The organism is Piscinibacter sp. XHJ-5 (assembly GCF_029855045.1).
Classification (GTDB): domain Bacteria; phylum Pseudomonadota; class Gammaproteobacteria; order Burkholderiales; family Burkholderiaceae_C; genus Albitalea.
Window position 1 is genome coordinate 6,230,231 of record NZ_CP123228.1, and the last position, 25,652, is coordinate 6,255,882.

At 70.1% G+C, this 25,652-nt stretch carries 25 protein-coding genes and 1 pseudogene; 14 read left to right on the plus strand and 12 right to left on the minus strand.

Features of this window, described 5'->3' with window-relative positions:
• Positions 1 to 2: 2 nt before the first annotated feature.
• From P7V53_RS29540 to P7V53_RS29580, 9 genes are all read right to left on the minus strand, one after another.
• Positions 3 to 680: a hypothetical protein gene (locus P7V53_RS29540; RefSeq protein WP_280153055.1), complete on the minus strand. Its 678-nt coding sequence runs from the start codon at positions 678 to 680 to the stop codon at positions 3 to 5.
• Positions 681 to 831: 151 nt separating this feature from the next.
• On the minus strand, positions 832 to 1,419 hold the full coding sequence (gene msrA, locus P7V53_RS29545) for a peptide-methionine (S)-S-oxide reductase MsrA (protein WP_280153056.1): 588 nt from the start codon (positions 1,417 to 1,419) through the stop codon (positions 832 to 834).
• Positions 1,416 to 1,901 carry a peptide-methionine (R)-S-oxide reductase MsrB gene (gene msrB / locus P7V53_RS29550; protein WP_280153057.1) on the minus strand — a complete coding sequence of 162 codons (486 nt, stop codon included), beginning with the start codon at positions 1,899 to 1,901 and terminating at the stop codon, positions 1,416 to 1,418. Before msrB ends, msrA begins: the two co-directional genes overlap by 4 nt.
• Positions 1,902 to 1,985: 84 nt before the next feature.
• Complete coding sequence (locus P7V53_RS29555) at positions 1,986 to 2,363, minus strand: hypothetical protein (protein ID WP_280153058.1); 378 nt, start codon at positions 2,361 to 2,363, stop codon at positions 1,986 to 1,988.
• Between the two features lie 64 nt (positions 2,364 to 2,427).
• Positions 2,428 to 3,162: a hypothetical protein gene (locus P7V53_RS29560; RefSeq protein WP_280153059.1), complete on the minus strand. Its 735-nt coding sequence runs from the start codon at positions 3,160 to 3,162 to the stop codon at positions 2,428 to 2,430.
• A gap of 103 nt (positions 3,163 to 3,265) precedes the next feature.
• Positions 3,266 to 3,913, minus strand: a complete 648-nt coding sequence (gene alkB, locus P7V53_RS29565; protein WP_280153060.1) for a DNA oxidative demethylase AlkB — start codon at positions 3,911 to 3,913, stop codon at positions 3,266 to 3,268.
• Complete coding sequence (locus P7V53_RS29570; protein ID WP_280153061.1) at positions 3,910 to 4,638, minus strand: 2OG-Fe(II) oxygenase; 729 nt, start codon at positions 4,636 to 4,638, stop codon at positions 3,910 to 3,912. The genes alkB and P7V53_RS29570 overlap by 4 nt, the downstream gene beginning before the upstream one ends.
• Positions 4,635 to 5,720 (minus strand): bifunctional DNA-binding transcriptional regulator/O6-methylguanine-DNA methyltransferase Ada, encoded by a 1,086-nt coding sequence (ada, locus tag P7V53_RS29575; RefSeq protein WP_280153062.1) that lies wholly within the window; start codon positions 5,718 to 5,720, stop codon positions 4,635 to 4,637. The genes P7V53_RS29570 and ada overlap by 4 nt, the downstream gene beginning before the upstream one ends.
• Positions 5,721 to 5,810: 90 nt before the next feature.
• Positions 5,811 to 6,743 carry a carbohydrate kinase gene (locus P7V53_RS29580; RefSeq protein WP_280153063.1) on the minus strand — a complete coding sequence of 311 codons (933 nt, stop codon included), beginning with the start codon at positions 6,741 to 6,743 and terminating at the stop codon, positions 5,811 to 5,813.
• A 144-nt stretch (positions 6,744 to 6,887) separates the two neighbouring features.
• Between P7V53_RS29580 and P7V53_RS29585 the strand changes: the two genes are divergently transcribed.
• The 9 genes and pseudogenes from P7V53_RS29585 (at position 6,888) to P7V53_RS29625 (ending at position 18,797) form a co-directional block, all read left to right on the plus strand.
• Positions 6,888 to 7,895 (plus strand): sugar ABC transporter substrate-binding protein, encoded by a 1,008-nt coding sequence (locus tag P7V53_RS29585; RefSeq protein ID WP_280153064.1) that lies wholly within the window; start codon positions 6,888 to 6,890, stop codon positions 7,893 to 7,895.
• Between the two features lie 92 nt (positions 7,896 to 7,987).
• Positions 7,988 to 8,938: an ABC transporter permease gene (locus tag P7V53_RS29590; protein ID WP_280156645.1), complete on the plus strand. Its 951-nt coding sequence runs from the start codon at positions 7,988 to 7,990 to the stop codon at positions 8,936 to 8,938.
• Complete coding sequence (locus tag P7V53_RS29595; RefSeq protein ID WP_280153065.1) at positions 8,935 to 9,729, plus strand: ATP-binding cassette domain-containing protein; 795 nt, start codon at positions 8,935 to 8,937, stop codon at positions 9,727 to 9,729. Before P7V53_RS29590 ends, P7V53_RS29595 begins: the two co-directional genes overlap by 4 nt.
• A gap of 24 nt (positions 9,730 to 9,753) precedes the next feature.
• Complete coding sequence (locus tag P7V53_RS29600) at positions 9,754 to 10,986, plus strand: ROK family transcriptional regulator (RefSeq protein WP_280153066.1); 1,233 nt, start codon at positions 9,754 to 9,756, stop codon at positions 10,984 to 10,986.
• 112 nt (positions 10,987 to 11,098) lie between these two features.
• Entirely contained in the window at positions 11,099 to 13,336 is a 2,238-nt protein-coding gene (locus P7V53_RS29605; RefSeq protein WP_280153067.1) for an autotransporter-associated beta strand repeat-containing protein, read from the plus strand.
• Positions 13,225 to 14,825, plus strand: a pseudogene (locus P7V53_RS29610) (autotransporter domain-containing protein); the annotation flags it as partial. The gene P7V53_RS29605 and the pseudogene P7V53_RS29610, both read left to right, overlap by 112 nt.
• A gap of 159 nt (positions 14,826 to 14,984) precedes the next feature.
• Positions 14,985 to 16,565 carry an MFS transporter gene (locus P7V53_RS29615; RefSeq protein WP_280153068.1) on the plus strand — a complete coding sequence of 527 codons (1,581 nt, stop codon included), beginning with the start codon at positions 14,985 to 14,987 and terminating at the stop codon, positions 16,563 to 16,565.
• 211 nt (positions 16,566 to 16,776) lie between these two features.
• Positions 16,777 to 18,111, plus strand: coding sequence for a C4-dicarboxylate transporter DctA (locus P7V53_RS29620; protein ID WP_280153069.1), 1,335 nt, complete (start codon positions 16,777 to 16,779; stop codon positions 18,109 to 18,111).
• Positions 18,111 to 18,797 carry a GntR family transcriptional regulator gene (locus P7V53_RS29625; RefSeq protein WP_280153070.1) on the plus strand — a complete coding sequence of 229 codons (687 nt, stop codon included), beginning with the start codon at positions 18,111 to 18,113 and terminating at the stop codon, positions 18,795 to 18,797. The genes P7V53_RS29620 and P7V53_RS29625 overlap by 1 nt, the downstream gene beginning before the upstream one ends.
• A gap of 55 nt (positions 18,798 to 18,852) precedes the next feature.
• On the opposite strand, the gene fusA is transcribed toward P7V53_RS29625, so the two are convergent.
• From fusA to P7V53_RS29640, 3 genes are all read right to left on the minus strand, one after another.
• On the minus strand, positions 18,853 to 20,853 hold the full coding sequence (gene fusA / locus P7V53_RS29630; protein WP_280153071.1) for an elongation factor G: 2,001 nt from the start codon (positions 20,851 to 20,853) through the stop codon (positions 18,853 to 18,855).
• 10 nt (positions 20,854 to 20,863) lie between these two features.
• Positions 20,864 to 21,391 carry a DUF1697 domain-containing protein gene (locus P7V53_RS29635; protein WP_280153072.1) on the minus strand — a complete coding sequence of 176 codons (528 nt, stop codon included), beginning with the start codon at positions 21,389 to 21,391 and terminating at the stop codon, positions 20,864 to 20,866.
• A gap of 117 nt (positions 21,392 to 21,508) precedes the next feature.
• On the minus strand, positions 21,509 to 21,760 hold the full coding sequence (locus tag P7V53_RS29640; protein ID WP_280153073.1) for a hypothetical protein: 252 nt from the start codon (positions 21,758 to 21,760) through the stop codon (positions 21,509 to 21,511).
• A 149-nt stretch (positions 21,761 to 21,909) separates the two neighbouring features.
• Between P7V53_RS29640 and P7V53_RS29645 the strand changes: the two genes are divergently transcribed.
• The 5 genes from P7V53_RS29645 to P7V53_RS29665 all read left to right on the plus strand — a co-directional run bounded on the left by P7V53_RS29645 (position 21,910) and on the right by P7V53_RS29665 (position 25,650).
• Positions 21,910 to 22,575: a PEP-CTERM sorting domain-containing protein gene (locus tag P7V53_RS29645; protein WP_280153074.1), complete on the plus strand. Its 666-nt coding sequence runs from the start codon at positions 21,910 to 21,912 to the stop codon at positions 22,573 to 22,575.
• 175 nt (positions 22,576 to 22,750) lie between these two features.
• The gene (locus P7V53_RS29650) at positions 22,751 to 24,250 is read left to right on the plus strand and encodes an amidase (protein WP_280153075.1); all 1,500 of its coding nucleotides are present in this window, start codon (positions 22,751 to 22,753) and stop codon (positions 24,248 to 24,250) included.
• Complete coding sequence (locus tag P7V53_RS29655) at positions 24,247 to 24,705, plus strand: hemerythrin domain-containing protein (RefSeq protein ID WP_280153076.1); 459 nt, start codon at positions 24,247 to 24,249, stop codon at positions 24,703 to 24,705. The genes P7V53_RS29650 and P7V53_RS29655 overlap by 4 nt, the downstream gene beginning before the upstream one ends.
• A gap of 54 nt (positions 24,706 to 24,759) precedes the next feature.
• Entirely contained in the window at positions 24,760 to 25,026 is a 267-nt protein-coding gene (locus P7V53_RS29660) for a hypothetical protein (protein WP_280153078.1), read from the plus strand.
• A gap of 78 nt (positions 25,027 to 25,104) precedes the next feature.
• On the plus strand, positions 25,105 to 25,650 hold the full coding sequence (locus P7V53_RS29665; protein WP_280153079.1) for a GNAT family N-acetyltransferase: 546 nt from the start codon (positions 25,105 to 25,107) through the stop codon (positions 25,648 to 25,650).
• Positions 25,651 to 25,652: the final 2 nt, after the last annotated feature.

Below are 25,652 nucleotides of genomic sequence, written 5' to 3' on the forward strand. Positions count from 1 at the left end.
GCTCACACGAGATGCAGGGAGCTCTGCATCCGCCACGACGCCTTCACCGCGTTGCGCGTCAGCCGCCGCGCGATCTCCACGGCCACCGCCTTGCTGGGCGCGGCGCGTCCCAGGTGATGCAGCCAGGCTGCCACCACCGGGTTGCGATTGGCCAAAGCCTTCCAGCTCGAGCGCCAGCAGCGCGACAGGTCGGAGTACGGCAGCAGTGTCGCGTCGGCGCCGCGCGGCCTGTCCTCGGAAGGCAGCGGATCGAACACCTTGCCAATGTCGAACAGGAAGGCGGCGACCGAGCAGACCTGCTCGATGTCGTCGACCTCCGCCGGCAGCGGCTGCAGGCTCCGCGGATCGTGACGCGGATTCATCACCAGCTCGGCGGCGGTGATGCTCGCCTCGAGCAGCCCGTGCGGTCCGTGGTGGTGGTCGACGGCAGCCGACTGGACCAGGAAATTGTCGAGATTGCCGGTATGGCGCAGCACCTGCGCGACGAAGGTCTGCAGGTCGGGCGACCAGCGCCCGCACAGGCTGGCCCAGCGGTACACCAGCGGCGCCGGCACACGCAGATAGGCGAGGCTGCCGGCGTTGATGCGCATGATCAGCTCCTGCAGCGCATGGTCGTCCGCGAATTTGATCTTGCCGGGCGCGACGATGAAACCCGACACCGGCAGCAGTTGGGCCGGCATCACGCCACGGGACAGGTCGGGGGCATGAGAGTTCACTAGCGCCTCGCTTCGCACATCCAGACCAAATTCTGGTGTGCGCGCACCGGATCGAGGCGCTCAACAGACCGCCAATGACGGGCCTTTTCTCACGGAAGCGCCGCGAATCGCGCGCTCAGGGCGCTCCCCACAGCTGCTTGAGGCGCGCGTCGCGCCCGCAGTTGCTGCGATAGAACTTGTAGCGCACCGGATTCTTCGTGTAGTAGTCCTGGTGGTAGTCCTCGGCCGCGTAGAACGGGCCGGCGGCGACGATCTCGGTGACGATCGGCTCCTTGAACGGCTTGGATTTCTCCAGCGCTTCACGCGACGCCAGCGCCGCCTTCATCTGCGCGTCGCCGTGCGCGAAGATGGCCGTCCGGTACGGCGATCCGACGTCGCAGAACTGGCGGTCCTTGGTCGTCGGGTCGATGCTGTGCCAGTAGTGCTGCAGCAGCTGCTCGTAGCTCACCTTCGCCGGGTCGTAGACGATCTCCACCGCCTCGGCATGGCCGGTCAGCTTGGCCGACACCTGCTCGTAGGTCGGGTTGGCCAGGCGCCCCCCGGTGTAGCCCGAGGTGGTGGAAATGACGCCCGGTACCTTGTCGAAATCGGCCTCCACGCACCAGAAGCACCCGCCGGCGAAGGTCGCCTTGGCCGTCGTCTGGGCCGCCGCCGGCCCGGCCAGCGCGGCCAGCGCCAGCATCGCTGCAGCCAGCAGCTTCATGCGGCGCCCTCCACGAACTTGAGCGCCACGCCGTTGTTGCAATAGCGCTTGCGCGTCGGCGGCGGGCCGTCGTCGAACACGTGGCCGTGGTGGCCGCCGCAGCGCGCGCAGTGGTATTCCGTGCGCGGCAGGACGAGCTTGTAGTCGGTGGAGGTCTCGAAGGCGGCCGGCAGCGTGGTGAAGAAGCTGGGCCAGCCGGTGCCGCTGTCGAACTTCATCTCCGAGCTGAACAGCGGGTGGCCGCAGGCGGCGCACACAAAGCGGCCGCGCCGCTTCTCGTCGTTCAGCGGACTGCTGAACGGCCGCTCGGTGCCTTCGCGGCGCAGCACGTCGTACTGCGCAGGGGTCAGTCGCTTCTTCCACTCGGCGTCCGGCAGCTGCAGGCGTTCGATGCCGGCGGGGACGGAGCGCTCGGCGGCGGGTGCCGGATCGGGAGCGATGCCGATGGCAGACAGCAGGGTCAACAGGGATCGACGGGTCATCACAGGGCCTCCTGTTCGGTTGAGGCTTGGTCGTGTGCGCGTGCCGATTCTTTCCTTTCTGCGCCACTGAAAAAACTACACCGCTCAGCCGCCGAAGCCGTCGCCGCCGCGCCGCGCCCAGTCGTTGCCGACCTGCTGCTGCAGGCGCTGCACCAGGGCGTCGACCACGGGGGCCGGAACGCAGCGGTCGAAGCGCGCGTGCAGCACCTCGTCGGCATGGAACGGTCCGTCGTCCTCCGCGAACGCCCGCCGGCCCTGGCCATCGTGCGGGCCGGCCGTCTCGGGATCGTTTGGATCCTCGTACCGCGTGGCGAACCAGCGCCACATCGCGGTCTTCTGCTCGTCGGCGGAGGCGCGGCGCAGCCAGTCGTCGTCGGGGTCGAAGCGCGGGGCGTTCACGTCGCCGGCTTCGGGCGGGAGCTGGATCAGTTCGCCGTCGGTGAGAAGGTCGGTCGCAGGCATGGCGGGCTCCTGGGAAACATCGCTTGCCTCGACGGGCAAGCGCCGCGCCCGCGCACGCCCGGGTTCATCCCACGCGCTCGACCTGCGTCGACGGCTGGCCCATCACCGCGGCGTCGAACACCGAGCGCAGGTGGATGCAGGCATCGCGCGCCATGTCGCGCACGACGATGCGCCGCCCGATGTCCGTGGCGGAGGCGCGCTCCCCCTTGCGGCGCAGCTTTTCGCGGTAGTCGGTGTCGTCGGCCGCGATGTCGAACAGCGACTCGTCGGCGCTGCGCGTCATGTCGTAGATCTTGCTGGCCGGCACGCCGTGGTCGCACAGGCGGAATCCCATCTCGGCGGCGGCCATCCCCAGGCGCTTGAAATCGAGCTCGAACTGGCTGAGGTCGGTGATGTTGTTCGGCACCACCACGATGCGATGCGGCTCGACACCGATGTCGATCAGCTTCTGGATGGTGTTGATCGTGTCGGCGCACTGCTTTGACAGCGGTGTCACCGGCACCAGCCACACGTCGATGTCGGAGCGCGTCGTGGCCAGCCGCGTGAAGTGGCCCACCATCTCCTTGGCGCTGGATGCGCCGATGTCGAGGACGACGTGCTTGTCCTCCTCGAAGGCGTTGATCTCGGCGGCCAGCGACGGAAACATGCTGGCGGTGATCATCGCGTCGGAGTGCCCGCCGGGATCGTTCAGGTCCTCGATGGAGATCCGCTTGGCACCGGCCAGCAGCGGCACGAGCATGTTCTTCGACAGCATGCTCTTGCCGGTGTTGCCGGAGAAGTTGATGACCGCGATCTTCATCCTCACCTCCTCGCGAGACGTGAATCCTGGTTCTTCTTCGGCCGATGCTAGCGTGGTCTGCAAGCCCGCAACCCGCGCATCGGCTTCGCGCGGCGCGACACGCTCAGCCGGCGCGGCGCAAGGTGAGGTTGATCCGCTGCTCGCCGAGCAGCGGATGCGTGGCCGCCTTCACCGGCGCCACACCGTGGTAGCTGAGCCGCGCCGGCCCGCCCCACACCACGACGTCGCCATGCCGCAGCTCGATCCGCCGCACCGGGTCGGCGCGGCGCGCGCCGCCGAACAGGAACACCGCGGGCACGCCCAGCGACACCGAGACGATGGGTGCGCGCATGTCGCGCTCGTCCTTGTCCTGGTGCAGCGACAGCCTGGCGCCGGCGTCGTAGCGATTGATCAGGCAGGCATCCGGCACGAAGCCTTCGAAGCCGGCGCTGGCGGCCGCTTCGCGGGCCAGCGTCGCAAGCGGCGCCGGCATCGCCGGCCACGGCCGGCCGCTCTCGGGATCCGCCGGGTCGTAGCGATAGCCTCGCTCGTCGCTCACCCAGCCGAGCGCACCGCAGTTGGTCATCGCGACCGACATGCGATAGCCGCCCGGCGTGACCAGATGGCGCCACGGCGCCTGCGCCACCACCTGTCGCAGGTCGGCCAGCAGCGCCGGCGCCTGCTCGCGCGCGAATGCCCGCAGCACCACGGCGCCTGGCGCGAGCGGCTCGGTGCGCGGCGGCGAATCGGCATCGAACAGCGGCAGCGTCATGCAGCGTCGTGGAAGATCAGGCCGAGGGTGTGCCGGCGCCCGCTGCGCACTTCGCTGACGCCGTGCCGCAGCTGCACCCGGTACACCCCGCGGCTGCCCTGCACCGGGCGATGGTGAACCGCGATCACCGCGGCGTCGCCTTGCCGCAGCGGCACCACCATCGGCCGCGACTGCATGCGCGGCCGCTGCTCCGTCATCACCAGCTCGCCGCCGGTGAAATCGCGCTCCGGCTGCGCCAGCAGGACCACCACCTGCAACGGAAACACGTGCTCGCCGTACAGGTCCTGGTGCAGGCAGTTGTAGTCGCCGGCGCCGTACTGCAGCAGCAGCGGCGTGGGTCGCGTCTGTCCGGCCGCATGACAGCGCTGGAGGAAGTCGGCATGGGCGGCGGGAAAGCGCGTCGCCAGGCCCAGCGCCGCGTGCCAGCGGTTGGCCACCGTGGCCAGCCTCGCGTACAGCATGGTGCGCAGTCCGCTCACCAGCGGCGGCAGCGGATGGTCGAAGTACTTGTATTCGCCCCGGCCGAAGCCGTGGCGAGCCATCACCACCCGGCTGCGAAAGCGCGCGTCCTCGCCGTACATCGCGGCCATCGCCTCGCACTCGGCCGGCTCGAGCAGGCCGGGGAGGACCGTTGCGCCTTGTGCGTCCAGGCGCTCGGCGACACCCGCCCAGTCGACGGCGTCGACACGCCGGGCGGCATCCAGCGGCCGTTCGCGCATGTTCATGCGCCGGCCTCACGCTCCAGCAGGGCCCGCTTGCGCTCCACGCCCCAGCGGTAGCCCGACACGGCGCCGTCGCGTCGCACGACGCGGTGGCACGGGATGGCCACCGCCAGCGAGTTGGCGCCGCACGCCTGGGCCACCGCACGCACCGACAACGGCGCGCCGATGCGATCGGCCAGCTCCGCATAGCTCACCGTGCACCCAGGAGGAATCGCGCGCAGTGCCTGCCACACCCGCTGCTGGAAGGCCGTGCCGCGCACGTCGAGCGGCAGATCGAGGCCGCGCTTCGGCGCTTCGACGAAGCCGACGACGCGTGCGACGAGCCGCTCGAACGCCGCGTCGCCGCCGGTCAGGCGTGCATTCGGGAAGCGGTCCTGCAGGTCGCGCGCCAGCGTGTCGGCATCGTCGCCCAGGGCGATGGCGCAAATGCCGCGACCGCTCTGCGCCACGAGGATCGCGCCGAGCGAGCACTCGCCGATGGCAAAGCGGATGTCGGTGTCCGCGCCGCCTTCGCGGTAGGCGCCCGGGGTCATGCCGAGCACCGCGTCCGCCTCGGCGTAGAAGCGCCCGTTGGAGTTGTAGCCGGCGTCGTAGACGGCCTGCGTGACCGAGTCGCTGCCGCCCGGGGCCAGCGCCCGGCGCACGCGCTCGGCGCGATGGGCGGCGGCGTAGGCGCGAGGGGTCACGCCGGTGACCTGCTTGAAGACGCGGTGCAGGTGCCAGGCGCTCAGCCCGGCGCGCTGCGCCAGCTCGGCCAGGGACGGGATGCCCTCGGCCTGCTCGATGAAGCGGCACAGCTCGGCGACCAGGGCAGACTGCGCCTCGGCGGGCGACGAGCGGTCGGGGCGGCAGCGCTTGCAGGGCCTGAACCCGGCGCGCTCGGCATCGGCGGGAGTGTCGTGGAACGCCACGTTCTCGGGGCGCGCCGGGCGCGCCGCGCACGACGGGCGGCAGTACACGCCGGTGGTCTTCACCGAATAGAAGAAGCGGCCGTCGGCCTGCGGGTCGCGCGCCATCACGGCGGCCCAGCGTGGATCGCTGACGGTCGCGGTCGCGAGACGTTCGCGGGAGGTGGTCATGTTCATCGGAGTCCTTTCATCGAACGGGGTTCGACGGAAGGACTGTAGGGAGCGGTGCGGGTCGGCGCACTCCGCGGCTTGCGGTCGAATTCGCCGTCACCCGACCGGCAGTTCCGCCCGCCGCGGCAAGTCGGCGCCGCGCCGGGAGCAGGTGATCGCCGCGGCCTGCGCGGCGAAGCCCAACGCCGCGCGCAGCTGCGCCGCATTCAATGCGAGCAAGGCAGCCGCGGACAACACCCCCCGCTCGGCGAGCCACGCCAGCAGGGCGGCCTGGAACGTGTCGCCCGCCCCTACGGTGTCCACCAGCACCGAAGGCGCCGCCGGCACGTCGACATGCTCGCGCGCGGTCCATGCCCACGCGCCGTCGCCGCCGCGGGTGACGACCACCAGCGCCACGCCCTGCGCGATCCACTGCGCCGCCAAGGTCGCCGGCGCGGCGCCCGGCGCCAGCAACGCCAGGTCCTCCTCGCTGATCTTGAGCAGATGGGCTCGTGCCGCCATCCACTGCAGCACCTCGCGCCAACGCCCGATGTCGGGCTCGACGTTGAGCCGGATGTTCGGGTCGTAGGCGATCAAGGCGCGGCCGCGTTCGCGCTCCACCAGCGCGCGCAGCGTCTGCGCCACCGGCTCGACGACCATGGTGTACGAGCCGAAGTGGAACGCCCTCGCCGTCGACGGCACCTGCGCCAGCGCCGAGGCGGGCAGCAGCCGGTCGGCGCAGCCCTCGCCGTAGAACGCATACGACGGCACGCCGTGCGCATCGAGCCCGATCAGCGACAGCGTGGTCGGCGCGTCCAGCGGCACCACCGTGTCGCCCCCGATGCCTTCGTCGCGCAGCGCGCGCTGCAGCCGCTCGCCGACGAAGCCGCGCGAGATGCCGCCGAAGAAGGACACCGGCTGGCCGAGCCGCGCCAGACCCATGGCCACGTTGAAAGGCGATCCGCCGATGCGCGCGTCCAGCGCCATGCCCCCGGGCGTGTCGCCCTGCCCGAATACATCCATCAGCGCCTCGCCGCACACCACGAACATCGCACTTCTCCTGCTTGCAGGGGCGGAGGATGCCGTTCGTCGTGTCGTTTCGCCACAGGGTAAACCATAAATCAATCAGGTTGATTTATTAAATACGACCGCCCAAAATGAAGGCATCGCTCAGCCACCCAAAGGAGACAAGAGATGCGTTTGACCACCGCCATGATGCTGGCAGCCCTGACGACCACCGGCGCCGCCTACGCCGCCGACGAGCCGGTCATCGGCCTGATCACCAAGACCGAGACCAACCCCTTCTTCGTGAAGATGAAGGAAGGCGCGCAGCAGGCCGCCAAGGCCAAGGGCGCGAAGCTGCTCACCGGCGCCGGCAAGGCCGACGGCGACAACGCCGGGCAGGTGACGGCCATGGAGAACATGATCGCCGGAGGGGCCAAGACCATCCTCATCACGCCGAGTGATTCGAAAGCCATCGTCCCGGCCATCCAGAAGGCGCGCGCCAAGGGCGTGCTCGTCATCGCGCTGGACAGCCCGACCGACCCGGCCGACGCCACCGATGCGCTGTTCGCCACCGACAACTACCAGGCCGGCGTGCTGATCGGCCAGTACGCCAAGGCCGCCTTCGCGGCGACGAGCGGCGGCAAGCCGGCCAAGATCGCGATGCTCGACCTGTTTCCCGGCCACCCGGTCGGCGCGCAGCGCCACAACGGCTTCCTGAAGGGCTTTGGCCTTGCGGCCCCGGACGCCAAGAGCAACGAGCTGGGGCGCGGCAGCGAGGTGGTGTGCATGGCTGACAGCTTCGGCGACCAGGCCAAGGGCCAGACGGCGATGGAAAACTGCCTGCAGAAGAGCGGCGACATCAACATCGTCTACACGATCAACGAGCCGGCCGCCGCCGGCGCCTTCAAGGCGCTCAAGACCGCCGGCAAGGACAAGGGCGTGATGATCGTCTCCGTGGACGGCGGCTGCCAGGGCGTGAAGGACGTCGCCGCCGGCCAGATCGCCGCCACCTCGCAGCAGTACCCGCTGCGCATGGCCGCGATGGGCGTGGAAGCCGGCGTGGAGTACGCCAAGACCGGCAAGAAGCCCAGCGGCTACACCGACACCGGCGTGACGCTCATCGCGGCCAAGTCGGTGGACGGCGTCACCAGCAAGGACACCAAGGTCGGCACCGAGCTGTGCTGGGGCAAGAAATGACCCACCCCCGCAGCGTCGTGGGCGCTCCCCCGCAGGGGGGCGCCGCCAGCGGACCGGCCCAGCCGGATCCGCGGCGTCTGACGGACAAGGCCATGCCGCGCGTGCACGTGCCTCTCGCCACGCTCGGACCGCTGCTCGCACTGCTGGCCGCCTGCATCTTCTTCGCCTCGCAGAGCGACCGCTTCCTGAGCGGCGCGAACCTGTCTCTGGTGCTGCAGCAGGTGATGGTGGTCGGCGTCATCGCGATCGGCCAGACGCTGGTGATCCTCACCGCCGGCATCGACCTGAGCTGCGGCATGGTGATGGCGCTGGGCGGCATCGTGATGAGCAAGTTCGCGACCGATCTCGGCCTGCCGCCTGCCCTGGCCATCGCCGCCGGCCTGGGCGTGACGGCGCTGTTCGGCCTGGCCAACGGCCTGCTGGTCACCAAGGTGCGGCTGCCCGCCTTCATCGTCACGCTCGGCACGATGAACATCGCCTTTGCCGCGACGCAGCTGTACTCGGGCTCGCAGACGGTGACCGATCTGCCGCCCGCGCTCACTGCGCTGGGCAATACCTTCGCGATCGGCGGCACCGAGGTCGCCTGGGGCACGGTGCTGATGCTCGCGCTGTATGCGCTGGTGTGGTTCGCGCTGCGCGAGACCGCCGCCGGGCGCCACGTCTACGCGGTGGGCAACAACCGCGAGGCGACGCGGCTGACCGGCATCTCGCCGGACCGGGTGCTGCTCGGCGTGTACGTGCTCGCCGGTCTGTTCTACGGCATCGCTTCGCTGCTGTCGGTGTCGCGCACCGGCGTCGGCGATCCGAACGCGGGGCAGACGGAGAACCTCGACGCCATCACGGCCGTGGTGCTGGGCGGCACCAGCCTGTTCGGCGGCCGCGGCTGGATCGTCGGCTCGCTGATCGGCGCGCTGATCGTCGGCGTGTTCCGCAACGGCCTCACCTTGATGGGCGTGTCGTCGATCTACCAGATCCTGGTCACCGGCGTGCTCGTCATCCTGGCGGTCGCCACCGACCAGCTCTCGCACAGGAGCGCTCGATGAACCCGAATCCCGAACTCGTGATGCAGGCGCGCGGCCTGGTCAAGCGCTACGGCCATGTCACGGCGCTGGACGGCGCCGACTTCGAGCTGCGCGCCGGCGAGATCCTCGCGGTGATCGGCGACAACGGCGCCGGCAAGTCCTCCCTGATCAAGGCGCTGTCCGGCGCGCTGGTGCCCGACGAGGGCGAGATCCAGCTCGACGGCCGGCCCGTGCACTTCCGCAGCCCGGCCGATGCGCGGCGCGCCGGCATCGAGACCGTGTACCAGGAGCTCGCGGTCGCGCCGGCCATGACCATTGCGGAGAATCTGTTCCTCGGACGCGAGCTGCGCCGCGGCGGCGTCTTCGGCCGTTTCCTCGGCCTGCTCGACAAGCCGCGCATGCTGCGCGAGAGCGAGCGCCACATGAGCGACCTGAAGATCGGCATCCGCTCGATGACGCAGCCGGTGGAAACGCTGTCGGGCGGCCAGCGCCAGGGGGTGGCGGTGGCGCGCAGCGCGGCCTTCGCGCGGCACGTCGTCATCATGGACGAGCCCACCGCGGCGCTCGGCGTGAAGGAAGGCAACATGGTGCTCGACCTGATCCGCCGCGTGCGCGACAAGGGCCTGCCGGTGGTGCTGATCAGCCACAACATGCCGCATGTGTTCGAGGTGGCCGACCGCATCCACATCGCCCGGCTCGGCAAGCGCGCAGCGGTGGTGAATCCCAGGAAGATCGGCATGAGCGAGACGGTGGCGGTCATGACGGGCGCGATGCGGCCGGAGGACATCCCCCCGGAATGCCTCGCGCATTGAGCTCGTTCAGCGCCATCCTGACCCATGGATCCTGAGCCCGCCGCGGAACGAGCCGACCCGCCATCGCAACTGCGTCCGCGCGGCTCCAGCCAGGGCGGCCTGCGGCAGTACAACGAGCGGGTCGTGCTGCAGGCGATCCGACTGCACGGCAGCCTGCCGAGCGCCGAGATCGCCCGCCTGACGCAGCTCACCGCGCAGACGGTGTCGATGATCACCAAGCGGCTGCTCGACGACGGCCTGCTGCTCAAGCGCGAGCCGCAGCGCGGCAAGGTGGGGCAGCCCTCGGTGCCCTTGTCGCTCGATCCCGACGGGGCGTTCGCGGTCGGCATCAAGGTCGGCCGGCGAAGCATGGACCTGCTGCTGGTCGACTTCACCGGCGCGGTGCGGGAGCGCTGGTCGATGGACTACCGCTTTCCCGATCCCGACGTGCTGCACGCCGAGATCGGGCTGCGGCTCAAGGAGCTGCGGCGCAAGCTCGGGCCGCAGCAGCGCGAGCGCGTGCAGGGGGTGGGCATCGCGGCGCCGCTGTCGCTCGGCGGCTGGCAGACCCTGCTGGACATGCCGGCCCCGGTGGCGCAGAAGTGGCAGCGCACCGATCTTCGCGCCGACGTGGCCGCGCTCACCGACTGGCCGGTCGATCTGCTGAAGGACACGGCCGCTGCCTGCGTCGCCGAGCTGGTGTCGGGTCGCGGTCGCAGCGTGAAGAGCTTTCTGTACATCTTCGTCGACACCTTCATCGGCGGCGGCCTGGTCATCGACAGCCACCTGCGCGCCGGCCTCCACGGCAACGCCGGGGCGATCGGATCGCTGCCGCTCGGCCTGGCGGACGGCGCGACGCCGCCGGCCCAGTTGCTGAGCGTCGCCTCGCTGCTCAACCTGGAGCAGCTGTACGCGAAGGCGCAGCTCGATCCGACCGCGGCCTCCGATGCGCGTGCGATGGAGCCGCCGTGGCGCCCTCATACCGACGCCTGGCTGCGCGAGGCGAGCGCCGCCATGGCCTTCTCGATCAACGGCGCGGCCTGCCTGCTCGACCTCGACGGCGTGATCCTCGACGGCTCGTTCAGCCGCGATCTGCTCGCGGCGCTGGTCGCTTCCGTGGGCGAGGCCCTCGACGGCTACAGCTGGGAAGGCGTGGTGCGGCCACGACTGCTGCCGGGCACGATCGGCTCGGATGCCCGCGCCATCGGTGGAGCGATGCTGCCGCTGTACGCCAACTTCGCGCCCGATCGGGAGCTGTTCCTGAAGGTCGAGCGGTAGACCCCACCTGCAAGCAAACGCGACGTCGCGATTCGGTCATCGCACGCGCATCGCGTGCACCCGGCTCGCCCCGAGCATCGCGATCCTCGATCGATCGCCTTGGCAGAGCCCGATGTCCTTCTCCCACACTCGCCCGCCGCGCACCGCGGTCCCTGGTCGCAAGACGGTGATCGCGCGCGCTGGCGCGCTGGCGCTGGGCTCGACTTCCCGCGTGCTGCTGGCCGGCCATTGCGCGCTCGCCGCAGTGTCCTCGGCCCAGGCGGCCGTCTTCGACGTGGCCAACGAAGCGCAACTTCGCAGCTCGCTCGTCGCCGCGGCCGCCGGCGACACCATCCGCTTCCAGCAGGACATCACCGTGACCGCCGCCGGCGGGGGTGACCTGCCCGCCGTCGTCGTCAGCCTGACGATCGACGGCAACGGTCGCAGGCTCAGCGGCAACGGCGAGAACCGCGGCCTGTTCGTGCATGCCGGAGCGGTCGCGGTGAACGACCTCACGATCGCCAACACGCTGGCCAAAGGGGGCGACAGTTCCGCGGGCGGTGCAGGCGCCGGTCTCGGCCGGGCGCTGTTCGTCAGGGAAGGGGCGCACGTCACGGTATCGAACGTCGCCGTCCATGCCAGCGCGGCGCAAGGCGGACACGCGAGCCTGTCGCTGCCGCTTGCGGGTGGCGGTGGCCTGGGCGGCAACGGCGGCACGGGCACGCCGGGCGGCGGCGGGGGCATCGGCAAGCGGGCCGCAGGCGGCAGCGGATTCACCGGCTATTGCGACTCCGGCCTGTGCGACGGCATCGTCACCGGTGCCGCTCCGGGCGGATCTGCGCCGCTCAAGGCCGGGGGGACCGGCGGTGGGGGCGGGGCCGCGGGCAACGGAATGGGCGCCGGCGGCGGCAGTGTCGCCGGCGGCGCCGGAGGCCCCGACGACGGCGGGGCGGGCGGCTTCGGCGGCGGTGGAGGCACGGGCGGCCACCACGGCGGCAAGGGCGGATTCGGCGGCGGCGGCGGCACGGCCCTGTTCAGGGCCGATGGGGGATACGGCGGCGGCGGCGCCGGCAACCTGCTTCCCGGCCAGATCGCGGCCGGTGCAGGCGGCTTCGGCGGCGGCCGAGCCAGCCCCGGCACCGTCATGGGCAGCGGCGGCGCGGGTGCCGGCATGGGCGGCGGCGTGTTTGTCATGCAAGGCGGCACCCTCATCGTGTCGGGGCGCTTCACGGTCGAGGGCGGCTCGGTGGCCGGCGGCACGAGCGGCGCCGGCGGACACGGCGAAGGCTTCGGCTCGGGCTTCTTCCTGCAAGGCAGCGGCAGCCTGCAGTTCCAGCCCGGTGCGGGGCAGTCGCAGGTGATCCGCGACGCCATCGCCGACGAGGCCGGCGTGGTCGCCGGCGGGTACACGCCGCCCGCCGGATTCGGCACACCCGGCTCGTGGAACATCACCAAGGCCGGCAGCGGCGTCCTCGCGCTTGCCGGCGCCAACCTCTACACCGGCACGACCACCGTGTCCGCCGGCACGCTGCAGGTGGGCGAGGGCGGCGCCGCAGGGCAGCTGGGCCGCGGCACCACCACCATCGCCGAGGGCGCGACGCTGGCGTTCCACCGCGGCGATGCCCACACGCACGCGGCCCGCATCGAAGGCGCCGGCCTGCTGCGCCACACCGGCAGCGGCACGACCACGCTCAGCGGCGTGCTCGACCTGTCGGGCACCCTGTCGGCCGAAGCCGGCACGCTGGTGCTGGCCAACTCGACCAACACGATCGGCACCCTGCGCGTCGACGGCGGCGTACTCGACCTGAGCGGCACCACGCAGCAGGCCGCTCAGGGCAGCCTGTCGGCCGGCACCTTGCGCAACGGCACCCTGTCCACGTCCACCGGCTTCGCCCAGTCGGGCGGCACGATGTCGGGCCGGGTCGCCGGTCCCGCCTACGAGCTGTCGGGCGGCGAGATGAGCGGCGCGCTACTCGTGGGCACGCTGCGGATGACGGGCGGCACGCTGTCGGGCAGCGCCACCGCGTCTTCGCGGTTCGAGATGGCGGCGGGCCTGGTCCCCGGCCTGCTGTCGGGCACCGCGGATCTGACGAAGACCGGCAGCGGCACGCTGACGCTGCCGGGTGCCCAGCGCTATACCGGCCGTACGGTGGTCGACGCCGGCGAGTTGCAGGTGACGGGCTCGCTCGCATCGACCGCATCTCGATCGAGGGGGGCCGCCTGGTGGCAGCGGCCAACGCCCTGCCGCCGGCGGCGCGCGTGGACATCGCCGCGCCGGGCACGTGGCAGCTCGACAGCCCCGCCGACGCCTCCTTTGCCGGCACCCTCGGCGGCGCGGGCAGGCTGGTCAAGACGGGCAACGCACGCCTGACGCTGAGCGGCGACTCCAGCGGATTCGCGGGCACCACGCGCGTCGACGCCGGGACGCTGCGCCTCAACGGCGCACTCGGCGGCCTGACCACCGTCGCCGCCGGTGCCACGCTCGACGGCCTGGGCAGGCTCGGCACGCTGCACCTCCAGCCGAACGCGACCTTGGCGCCGGGCAACTCGATCGGCACGCTGAGCGTCGCCGGCGACCTGACGCTGTCCGCGGATTCGGCGCTCGCCATCGAAGTGGATCCGTCGGGCATCGGCAGCGATCTGGTCGAGGTGGGGGGCCGCGCGATCCTCGGCGGCCGCGTCGCGCACGTGGGTCTGCTCGGTGCGTACCGACCGCAATCGACCTACACCATCCTCACCGCGCAAGGCGGCGTGAGCGGCACTTTCGACGCAGTGTCGACCGGGCTCGCGTTCCTGAATTCGCGGCTGTCGTACACGCCCACCAGCGTCACGATCGAGCTCGTGCGCAACGACGTGTCCTTCGCGGCCATCGGGAACACCGCCAACCAGCAGCAGGCCGCAAAGGCCATCGACGCGCTGGGGTTCGGCCATCCCGCCTGGGACGCCGTCGTGGGCCTGGCGCCGCAGCAGGCGCGCAGCGCGTTCGACGCCCTGTCCGGCGAGGTGCATGCCACCACGCTGAGCGCGCTCCTCGACGACAGCCGCTTCGTGCGCGAGGCCGCATTGCAGCCGCGGCGTGCTGAGCCGAGCGGAACGCAGGCGGGCGGCGTGGCCTGGGCGCGCGCGATCGGCTCCGAGGCGCGGCGCGAGAGCGACGGCAACGCGGCGGCGGTGCGCCGCGACATCGCCGGACTGCTGGCCGGCGCCGATGTCGAGATCAACCCGTCGCTGCGCGCCGGGGTCTTGACGGGGCAGACCCGTGCGCGACTCGATGCCGGGGCGCGCGCATCGTCGAGCCGGCGCGACGAGGGCACCTCGGCGTGCACGGCGCGGCGGCGTGGCGCTCGCTCGACGTGCGACTGGGCGCGGCGCGCTCCTGGCACGACATCGAGACGCATCGCAGCGTCTCGCTGACCGGACTGACCGACGCGCCGACAGCCGCCTACGACGCAACCACGACGCAGGCCTTCGCCGAAGTCTCGACGCCGCTGGTCGCGACGGCTCGCACGGCGGTCGAGCCGTTCGCCGGCGTTGCCGCGGTGCGCACGCGCGCCACGGCGTTCGACGAGCGCGGCGGTTCGGTCGCCCTCCAGGGCGAGCGCGCGAGGGCGGATGTCTCCTTCGCGACGCTGGGCGCGCGCGCCTCGCACGCCCTGGCGGTGGGCGGCACCGTGGCCACGGTGCGCGGAATGTTCGCCTGGCAGCATGCGAGCGGCGATCGCGCCCCCCTCGTCGAGCTGGCGTTCTCCGGGCGCACCGATCGCTTCGGCATCGAGGGCGCTTCGGTCGTCCAGGACGCCGCGCTGCTCGAAGGCGAGCTCGACGTCGCGCTGTCGCGCCGTGCCGGCCTGTCCTTCTCGTACACCGGCCGCATCGGCAGCGGCACGCGGGACCACGGCCTGCGCGCCCAGCTGCGGGCGACGTTCTAGGGCCGGGCCGCTGGCGAGGCCGGCACACGCGAGCCGGTCCGTCCGCCATGCGCACGCGCAGGTCGGCCCGAGCGGAATAATCCGGGCCAGATGAGCTCCACCGCCTCCATCTGGTCCCCGCTGCGCCGTCATCCCTTCCGCGGGCTGTGGACCAGCGGCGCCGTCTACTTCATCGGCAACGCCATGCAGACCATGGCAGCGGCCTGGCTGATGGTGGAGGTGACCGGCTCGTCGCTTCTCGCCGCGCTGGTGCAGACCGCGGTCTTCCTGCCGATGTTCCTGCTCGCGCTGCCGGCGGGAGTGCTCGCCGACACCACGGATCGGCGACGCCTGATCGTGCGGGGGCTGTCGACGCAGATCGTCGTCTCGCTGCTGCTGGCGCTGATGGTCGTCGCGGGCTGGGCGGGTCCCGGCGTGCTGCTGTTCTTCGTCTTCGTGTCGGGCTGCTGCACCGCGCTGCTGTCGCCGGCGTGGAACTCCACCATCGCCGACGCCGTGCCCCGCGACGAGCTGCCACAGGCGATCACCGCGGTGGCGATCGCATTCAACGCGGCGCGGGCGCTGGGCCCGGCGCTGGCCGGCGTGGTGTTCGCGCAGGTGGGCGCCGGCTGGGTGTTCTTCATCGCGGTCGCCTGCGTGCTGACCATGCTGCAGGCGATGCGCCGCTGGCCGCCCCGGCCGCATCCGGCCTCCAGGCTGCCGGCCGAGCGCCTGTGGGGCGGCACCTTGAGCGGACTGCGCTTCGCACGACACTCGCGGATGATCCTCGCGCAGCTCGTGCGCACGGTCGCCTTCGGCGGTGCCGGCTCGGCGCTGTGGGCCTTGCTGCCGGTGATCGGCCAGCGCCAGCTCGGACTCGGCGCGCAGGGCTACGGTGTGCTGATGGGCTGCCTGGGCGGCGGGGCGGTCGCCGCGGGCCTGTTCATCGGTCGCTGGCGCGTGCAGGTCGGGCTGGAGAAGGTCGTCGGCATCTCGTGCCTGGTATTCGCGGCGACGATGGTCATTGCCGCCCTGGTTCCCTGGGCGTGGGCTGTCTATGCGGCGCTGTTGTTCGGCGGCGCGGCGTGGATGGCGACGATGTCGACCTTCAACACCGCCACGCAGACCAGCGCCCCGCCCTGGGTGCGCTCGCGCGCGACGGCGTTGCACACGCTGTGCGCGCTGGGCTCGTTCGCCATCGGGTCGGCCGTCTGGGGCCTGGTTTCAGCCGTCGCGGGCCTGACGTTCACCCTCTGCCTGGCCGCCGCCTGCATGGCCGGCGGCGTGCTGCTCGCCCGGCCCTTCCCGCTGCGCATGGGTGCGCAACAGGAGGTGACGCAGGCTCGTCCCTGGGAAGAACTCTTCGTCGCCACCGAACCCGACCCCGATGCAGGGCCGGTGGCCGTGGAGGTCGGCTATCGCATCCGGCCCGAGGACCAGGCCGCCTTCCTCGAGGCGGTGACCGAGCTGAAGGCGTTTCGCAAGCGCGACGGCGCGACCTTCTGGCGCGTGTACCGCGACCTGTCGGATCCGGCGCATTTTGCCGAGCGCTTCATCGTGACCTCATGGGCGGACTACCTGCATCAGCGCGCGCGGGCCACGCTGGCGGACCAGGAAGTGGAAGCGCGGGTGCGGGCGTTCGTGTTGCCGGGGGAGGCGGTCAGGGTTCAGCATTTCATTGCGGAGCGGTGAGCCCGGGCTTTCTTCCTTTCCGCCCTCACCCCGGTCCTCTCCCGCGAACGGGAGAGGAGGTCGACTCCGCGACGCCATCGAGACACCCCTGACGAAAAGCGACGGAATCCTCCGGGAAAACCCGATCCGCGCCCGGACACGGCTTGCCTACATTGCTTGTATGCAAGTCTTGCGCTCAAGGCTTGCATCCCACTTTGCCGCGAGGTAGCCCATGCCCAAGTTCCTGCGTTCCCTTTTCGGCCAGGTCGTCCTGGCGCTGATCGCCGGCGTGCTCGTCGGCCTCCTGTGGCCCGAGGCGGCTGTCAAGCTCAAGCCGCTCGGCGACGGCTTCATCAAGCTGATCAAGATGATCATCCCGGTGCTCGTGTTCTGCGTCGTCGTGCACGGCATTGCCGGGGCGGGCGACCTCAAGCGCGTGGGGCGCGTGGGCGTGAAGTCGCTGATCTACTTCGAGGTGGTGACCACCATCGCGCTCGGCATCGGACTGCTGCTCGCCTTCGTCTTCCAGCCCGGCGTGGGCATGAACGTCGACCCGAAGGCGCTCGATGCGAAGGCGATGGGCGCCTATGCCGAGAACGCCAGCAAGCTCACCGGCGGCGGCACGGTGGAATTCCTGATGAAGCTCATTCCCACGACCGTGGTGGACGCCTTCGCCAAGGGTGACGTGCTGCAGGTGCTGCTGTTCGCCGTGATCTTCGGCTGCGCGCTCGCCCTGCTCGGCGACAAGGGCACGCGCATCGCCGGCCTGGTCGACGACCTGGCCCATGCGCTGTTCAAGGTGATGGGCATCATCATCAAGCTCGCGCCGCTGGGCGTGCTGGGAGCCATCGCGTTCACCGTCGGCCGGTACGGCGTCGGCTCGCTCAAGCAGCTGGGCATGCTGGTGGTGCTGTTCTACGCGGCAGTGATCTTTTTCGTCGTGGTCGTGCTGGGACTCATCATGCGGCTGTCGGGCTTCAGCCTGTTCAAGCTGCTCAAGTACCTGCGCGAGGAGCTGATGGTCGTGTTCGCGACGACGTCGTCGGACAGCGTGCTCCCGCAGATCATGGCCAAGCTCAAGCGCATGGGCATCCGCGATTCGACGGTGGGCCTGGTCATTCCGACGGGCTACTCGTTCAACCTCGATGCGTTCTCGATCTACATCACGCTGGCCGCCGTGTTCATCGCGCAGGCGACCAACACGCCGGTGTCGATGACCGATCTGCTGGCCATCCTGGCGGTGTCTCTGGTGACTTCCAAGGGCGCGCACGGCGTGCCCGGGTCGGCCATCGTGGTGCTCGCCGCGACGCTGCAGGCCATCCCGGCCATTCCGGCGATCGGGCTGGTGCTGGTGCTGTCGGTCGACTGGTTCATGGGCATCGCCCGCGCACTGGGCAACCTGATCGGCAACTGCGTCGCGACGGTGGCGATCGCCGCGTGGGAAGGCGACATCGACCGCGAACGCGCGCGCGCCACGCTGGACGGCCAGCTTCCGGCGACGATCGACGATGGCTTGATCGAGGAGGACGCGCCGCTGGGGGTGCCGGCCACCCGCGCGGTGGCGTGATGGCCAGCCAGAGCGAAATCGCGCAACGGGTGGTCGAGTCCATCCTTGCGCAAAAGCTCGCGCCGGGCGAGCGACTGGGCGAGCAGGAGCTCGCCGACCTGTTCGGCGTGAGCCGCACGCTGGTGCGCGAGGCGCTGATGCAGCTTCAGGCGCGCGGCTTCGTCGAAGTGCGCCCGCGCAAGGGCTGGTACGTCGTCGAGCCGTCCTTCGACGAAGCGCGCGACGCCTTCGCCGCGCGCCGCGTGATCGAGACCGGCATGCTGCGCGACGCCGGCCGGCCGCTGCAGTCGGCCATCAAGCGGCTGCGCCAGCATGTGGCGGAGGAGCGCAAGGCGATTCGCGATGGCGACGCGGCGACCCGCACCTTCCTGCTCGCGGACTTCCACGTGTGCCTGGCCGAATGCGCGGGCAACCGCCTGCTGGCCGACGTGATGCGTGACCTCACCGCCCGCACGACGCTGGTCGCGCTGCTGTACCAGTCGACGCACGACGCGCAGCAATCCTGCGAAGACCACGCCGCCATCGTCGAGGCCCTGGCGAAGGGCGACACGTCGAAGGCGGAGAAGCTGATGGTCAAGCACATCGGCAGCGTGCAGGGCGCGCTGAACGAATCGGCCGGGTCGGGCGGCGACGACCTCGCGCGGCTGCGGGCGTCGCTGACGCCCCTGAGGCTGGCGAAGTCGTAAAGCCCCCTCGTGCTCCAGCCCCGCTTGCGGGAGAGGAGCGGGGCGAGGTCTCACCCTAGACCAGGTCGTAGTGATCCAGCTGCATCGAATACTGCGCCCGCCCGGACGACAACGCACGCAGGCTGCCGATGTAGCCGAACATCTCCTTGAGCGGCACGTGCGCGTCGATGACGCTCGCGTTGCCGCGCATGGTCTGCGCATGCACGACACCGCGCCGGCGATGCAGGTCGCCGATGCAGTCGCCGAGGTACTCGACGGGCGTGATGACCTCGACAGCCATCACGGGCTCGAGCAGCGCGGGACCTGCCTGCGAGAGCGCCTCGCGAAACGCCGCCGCGCCCGCCAGCTCGAAGGCCAGGGTCGACGAGTCGCGCTCGTGATGGCTCCCGTCGAGCAGCGTCACGGCGACGTCCACGCACGGGTAGCCCTGCACCACCCCGGCCTGCGCCGCGCGGCGCACGCCCGCCTCCACGGCCGGAACGAATTCCTTCGGGATCGCGCCGCCAGCCACCTGGCTCTCGAAGCGCAGGCCCTCGCCGCGTGCCAGCGGCGCGACCCGCAGGGTCAGCTCGGCGAACTGGCCCGGCCCGCCGGTCTGCTTCCTGTGGAGGTGGTGCACCTGCGCGCTCTTCGTGACCGTCTCGCGGTAGGCGACCTGCGGCCGGCCCACCGTCACCTGCACGCCGTGGCGGGCGCGCAGGCTCTCGACCGCGACCTCGAGCTGCAGCTCGCCCATGCCGGAGAGGATGGTGTCGCCCGATTCGCTGTCGTGCCGGACGTGCAGGCTGGGGTCGTCGCGCTGCATGGCGTGCAGCGCCTTCGCCAGGCCCTGCTGGTCGGCCTGCGTGCGCGGCTCGATGGACACATGGATCACCGGCTCGGGCACGCTGATCTCCTCCAGGTGAACCGGGTGGTTGCGGTCGCACAAGGTGTGGCCGGTCAGCGTGTCCTTGGGCCCGACGAGGGCCGCGATGTCGCCGGCCACCACCTCCTCGCGCTCGATGTGGTCGTCGGCATGCACCTCGTAGATGCGCGCGGCGCGCTCGATGCGGCCGGTCGTCGTGTCGAGCATGGCGTCGCCGCGACGCAAGCGGCCGCGGTAGACGCGCACGAACACCATGGTGCCGTGGTCGTCGCTGACCACCTTGAACGCGAGCGCCGCGAACGGTCCCTTCGGATCGGCGTCGGGCTGGCCGGCCACGCCGGCCACTTCGCCGGGTCGCGGCAGATAGTCGACGACGGCGTCGAGCAGCGGCTCGATGCCGCGGTTGCGGTAGGCAGCCCCGGCGAGCACCGGCACGAAGGCCGCCGCCAGCACGCCCCGGCGAATGCACGCACGCAGCACGTCGACCGCGACCTCATCGCCCTGCAGATAGGTCTGCAACGCCGCGTCGTCGTGCTCCACCGCCGCCTCCACGAGGCGGGCGCGCAGCCGCTGTGCGGGCTCGATCAGCTCGGGCGGCACTTCGGTCTCGCGATACGGCTCGCTGGCGTCGTCCTTGTCCCAGACGAGCGCGCGCATCGCCAGCAGGTCGACCACGCCGCGAAAGCCGCCTTCGGCGCCAATCGGCCACTGCAGGGGCAGCGCCCTCACGCCGAGGCGCTCCTCCATCATCTCGACGACGCGCGCGAAGTCGGCGCCGACGCGATCGAGCTTGTTGACGAAGGCGATGCGCGGCACGCGGTACTTGTCGGCGAGCCGCCAGTTCGTCTCGGTCTGCGGCTCGACGCCGGCGACCCCGTCAAAGACGACGATGGCGCCGTCGAGCACGCGCAGCGAGCGGTTCACCTCGATGTTGAAGTCGATGTGACCGGGCGTGTCGATCAGGTTGATCTGCGCGTCCTTCCAGTGCACCGTGATGGCCGCGCTGTGGATGGTGATGCCGCGCTGACGCTCCTGCGGATCGAAGTCCATGCGCGTGGTGCCGTCGTCGACGTCCCCGATGCGGTGGCTCTCGCCGGTGTGGAACAGGATGCGTTCGGTGGTCGTGGTCTTGCCCGCGTCCACGTGGGCGATGACGCCGATGTTGCGGATGTTCCCGGGGCTCGAGTTCATGGCCGGCGCCTCACGTCCGGTCCGCTGCAGCCACGCATTTCCTGATCGTGTCCCAGGTCCGCGTCGTCACCTCGGTGCCGAAGGTCTTCTCGATGAGCCGCATGAACACGGCACCGCGCGCGCTGGGCACATAGGCAGTGAATACCTCGCCCGCATTCATCCCGACGATGTGCGCGCCGTCGGTCTCGATCGGCAGCGAGAGCTTGCCCGGCTGCGGCTTGCGCAGGAAGGTGACGACGCGCTTCGCCTCCGCGGGCAGGCGAAAGTCGGCAAAGGGATCGGCCTCGAGCAACTCACGCAGCGCCCGGGTCGGACGCACGATGGTGCGGAAGCTGTGGCCCAGCTCGCCTGCCATCGCGGTCTCGGCCTTGCGCTCCAGCGTGCCGGCGGCAGCGGCCCGCGCGCCGAACACGATGTTGCCGCTCGCCAGCACCGTCTTCACCCCGGTGAAGCCGGCGGCCTCGAAGCAGCGCTGGAGTTCCGGCATCTTCGCGTTCATCGGGCTGATACCGCGCAAGAAGGCTACGTAGCTGGGCATGAGCGTCCTTTCCGTTCATCCTCAGCTTGTCGAAGGACGCGCTCGCAGTCAACGCCCGCACCAGGGGGCGGTCGTCTCTGCGGCGGAGCGCCTGCGCCCCGCCAATGCAAGCCGACTTCAGTGCCGCGAGGACGGCTCGCGTCGGAGGTGAACCTCGGTGCCGGCCAGCGTCATCGTGCCTTCGCGGTCGACGCTGACATGGCGGCCGTCGGGCAGCTTGTACTCTGCGAGCCCGGTGGACTCCCAATGCCCCTGCGGATCGGGAACCGCGTCGAGGCGCGCGAGGTGTTCGTAGGCCTGGATGCGATAGGTCTGGCCGTCGCTGCCGCGGGCCGTGAAGGTCTCGAGCAGGCGAAGCATCTTTTCCATGGAGCTTGTCTCCTTGCAAGGCATTCGAGAAATGAGGCACAGGTGGCAGGCATACAGCGTGCCTGTCCGCCCCTTCGTTTTTGCGGAGGGCAATGACGCCTCCCACGAACTACTGTGTAGGCTCGAACAACAGCGTTTGAGGAGAGATCATGCGGTGGACCCTGTCTCTCGCGGGCGCGCTGCTGGTGGCGGCAGCGCCTGTTTCAGCCCAGACCGTCTGGACCGATTGGACCAGCGCCTCGCCGGGCAGCGGAGGCTCGGCGGCGGGAACCCTGGACGGCTCGGCCGTCAGCTACAGCGGGCAGGTGCTGGGCGGCGTGACCTACACCAATGGCGGCTTCGCCTCCAGCTGGGCGCCGAGCACGTCGTTCGTCGGCGGCACCGTGACGGCGGGCCCGGCGAGCGTGGGGGACATCATCGCGTTGAACGGGGCGGCGCCCGGGACGAACACGCTGAGCTTCGCGACCCCGGTGACGAATCCGGTATTCGCCATCTGGAGCCTGGGTCAGCCGCGAACGCCGGCGTCGTTCACCTTCGACGCGACGCCGACATTCCAGGTGGGCGGCCCGAACGTCAGCTACGGCGGGAGTGCGATCACCGTTTCCGGCAACACGGTGAGCGGGCTCGAAGGCAACGGCGTGGTGCAGTTCCTGGGGACTTTCTCGTCCTTGTCGTGGACAAACACCTTGGAGCACTACTACGGCTTCACCGTAGGGGTGGCCGGAACGACGGCGGTCATCCCGGAGCCGGGAACGTGGGCGTTGATGGGGCTCGGTCTCGCTGCGCTCGGGGTGGCCAGGCGCCGGCGTCAGTGACGCTCGCGAGCTCGCTGGTGCCCGCCTGGGCACCGGCCTGATGTTGCTGCAGGCTCTCGAAGCCGCAGGGCCTGACGGATCGACATGGCTCGATGTCGATCCGGGTATTTGACCGTGCGCCCTTCGCGTGTCAGTCTGGAAGCGCCATGCATTGTGTCGTTGCACAGCCTTCCGGATGAACGAGGAACTCTGCTTCCTGCCCGCCACCCGCTTGCGCGAAGCGATCGGTCGCCGTGACGTGTCGCCTGTCGAATTGGTGCAGGCGGTGCTGCACCGAGCCGAACGATTGCAGGGGCGACTCAATTGCTTCATCACCCTCTGCCACGACGAAGCGCTGCGTGAGGCGCGAGCCGCGGAGAGTGCGCTGATGCGGGGCGAGCCGCTCGGCTTGCTGCACGGCATCCCGTACGCCTGCAAGGACCTGGTCGACACGCGCGGCGTGCGCACGACGCTCGGCTCCAGGCTGCACGCCGCAAACGTCCCGGACCACGATGCGGTCGCCGTGCAGCGTCTTCGCGCACAAGGCGCCATCCTCATCGGCAAGACGACGACGTCGGAGTTCGGTGCCAAGTGCCTCACCGATGCACCGTTGTTCGGGCGGACGCCGAACGCGTGGAACCCGCGGCACACCAGCGGCGGGTCCAGCGGCGGCGCTGCCGTCGCAGTCGCCAGCGGCCTCGCCCCCATCGGCGTGGCCACCGACGGCGGAGGCTCCACCCGCATACCGGCTGCCTGCAACGGTGTGGTGGGGTTGAAGCAGAGCATGGGTGTCGTGCCGCATTCGCAGGCGCTCGATGCATTCGGCAACCTGACCTACGTCACGCCGATGTCGCGGACGGTCGCCGACACGGCACTGATGCTCCAGGCGATGGCCGGTGAGCACCCCTCGGATCCATGGTCAGCCGGGGTGCCGTCGTTCGACCCTCGCGGTGCAGCGCCCGGCGGGGGTGATCTGCACGGCAAGCGGGTGCTGTTCGCTCTCGCGCCGTCAGGCCGCCCCATCGCCGGCGACGTTCGCGCGTGCTTCTTGCGCGCCGTCGGCAGGTTGGCGGACCTGGGAGCCGAGCTGGTCGAGATGCCCACCGACGGTTGGGACATCGAGCCGCTCTGGCGCACCATCAACCACACGGTGTGGCGTGCGCGATTCGCGGGCCTGGCGCAGCAGCATTCGGCCGAGATGAGTCCCTCATTGATTCGTCAATTGGAGCTCGCCAGCCAGTACAGCGCCGTGGACTACCAGAGCGCGAACTTCGAGCGGACTCGCCTGTTCCGTCGCGTCCAAGGCTTGCTCGCGGAGCACCACTTCATCGCCGTCCCGACGCTGTCCCGGACCGCACCATCGATCGACCAGGACCTGTTCGATCCGCTGGAGATCGACGGTCGCTCGTACGCCGAGATGCGACCGAACTGGTTTCCCTGGACGATGCCTTTCAACTTGACCGGCCATCCGGCCATCACCTTGCACTGCGGATTCGGCGGGGATGCCCTTCCCGTCGGCATGCAACTGATCGGTCGCCTGCGTGCAGAAGCCGAGTTGCTCCAGGCTTGCGCGCTTTTCGAACAGGCCAGCGATCTGCTCGATCATTGGCCCGACCCGGACGGCACTGATGGCTGCCGCGCGGGGTCCCCCGGGTCAAGCAGCCTTGAACCGCCTGGAGGAGGCCGAGCGCCATGACCGACATCTACGACGAACTGCGCGCCAGCCATGCCAAGCAGCGACGTCTGTGCAGCAGCATGGTGCGCACGCTGGCAAGGAATCCCGCGAAACGCGAGGCCTTGTTTCGCGAACTGCGCATCGAGCTTGCCGCGCATGCCGCGGCAGAGGAGCGATATCTGTACGTGCCGATCCTGATGTACGACATGGGCCTGAACAGCGCACGTCACGCGCTGGCCGAGCACCACGACATGGACGAGTTGGTGGAAGATCTTCGGGCGCTGGATTCGTCCGGACAGGCCTGGGGCACCAAGGCCAGCGAGCTGGTGCACAAGGTGCGGCACCACCTGAAGGAGGAAGAGACCAAGTTCTTCCAGGTGTCGGGAAAGCTGCTGCGCCCCGCGCAGAAGGTGCGACTGGCGCAACAGTACCGAAAGGACTACGGGAGGATGCTGGAGGTCGTGGCGCAGCGCTGACATCCGACTCGAGGCGCATGCCGACGCGCACCGATTACTCGCAGGGAGAAACTCATGCGCACCGTTCTGTTCCTGCTTGCCGGGCTGCTGCTGCTGGCAGCTTTCCTTGTCTTGGCCAGGCTGTTCGCCACGCACTATCCCGGCGCATCGGGCGTAGCGCTTGTCGTTTTCGTCGTGCTGTGGTTCGTCGTGGCAGCGTTCAACATGTGGGTCGGTATCGCAAAGGCCGGCTACTCCATCGCCGAAGAGCTGCCCATCTTCCTTCTCCTCTTCGGCGTCCCGGCGGCGGCAGCGGCTGTCGTCAAATGGAGGCTCCTGTGAGCCGCTGTGGCGCTTCCAGCAGGCCCGCTTCCACCGCCGCCTCGTTTCAAACGTCGGGCCGTATCAGGAGGCCAGTTCGTGACCGAGGTCGTTTTCAGCACTGAGCGCTTGATCGTCCGCCGCTGGCGAGACTGCGACCTTCCAGCGCTTCTCGCCGTCTATGGTGACGCCGAGACGATGCGTTGGGTGGGCGACGGCAGGCCCATCACCGAGGAAGCGTGCGTCCAGTGGATCGAGGTCACCCGCGCCAACTACGAGAAGCGCGGGTACGGCATGTTCGCCGTCGAAGAGAAGGCTGCTCCCGGTGTGATCGGCTTTTGCGGCATCGTTCATCCCGGCGGCCAGGCGGAACCCGAGATCAAGTACGCCTTTGTCCGTTCCCACTGGGGTCGCGGCGTGGCCACCGAGGCTGTCGTCGGCCTCATCGACTACGCAGCCACCTCGCTTGGTCTGCAGTACATCATCGCGACCACTGCACCGGCCAATGTCGCCTCTCATCGAGTGCTGCTCAAGGCGGGCATGGAATACGGCGTTCTGCGCGACGACGGCGATGAAAGCCACACGCAGTTGTTTCATTGGCACCGCCAGGCGCTCGGCTCGACGTCGACAAATCGTTCACCTTGACG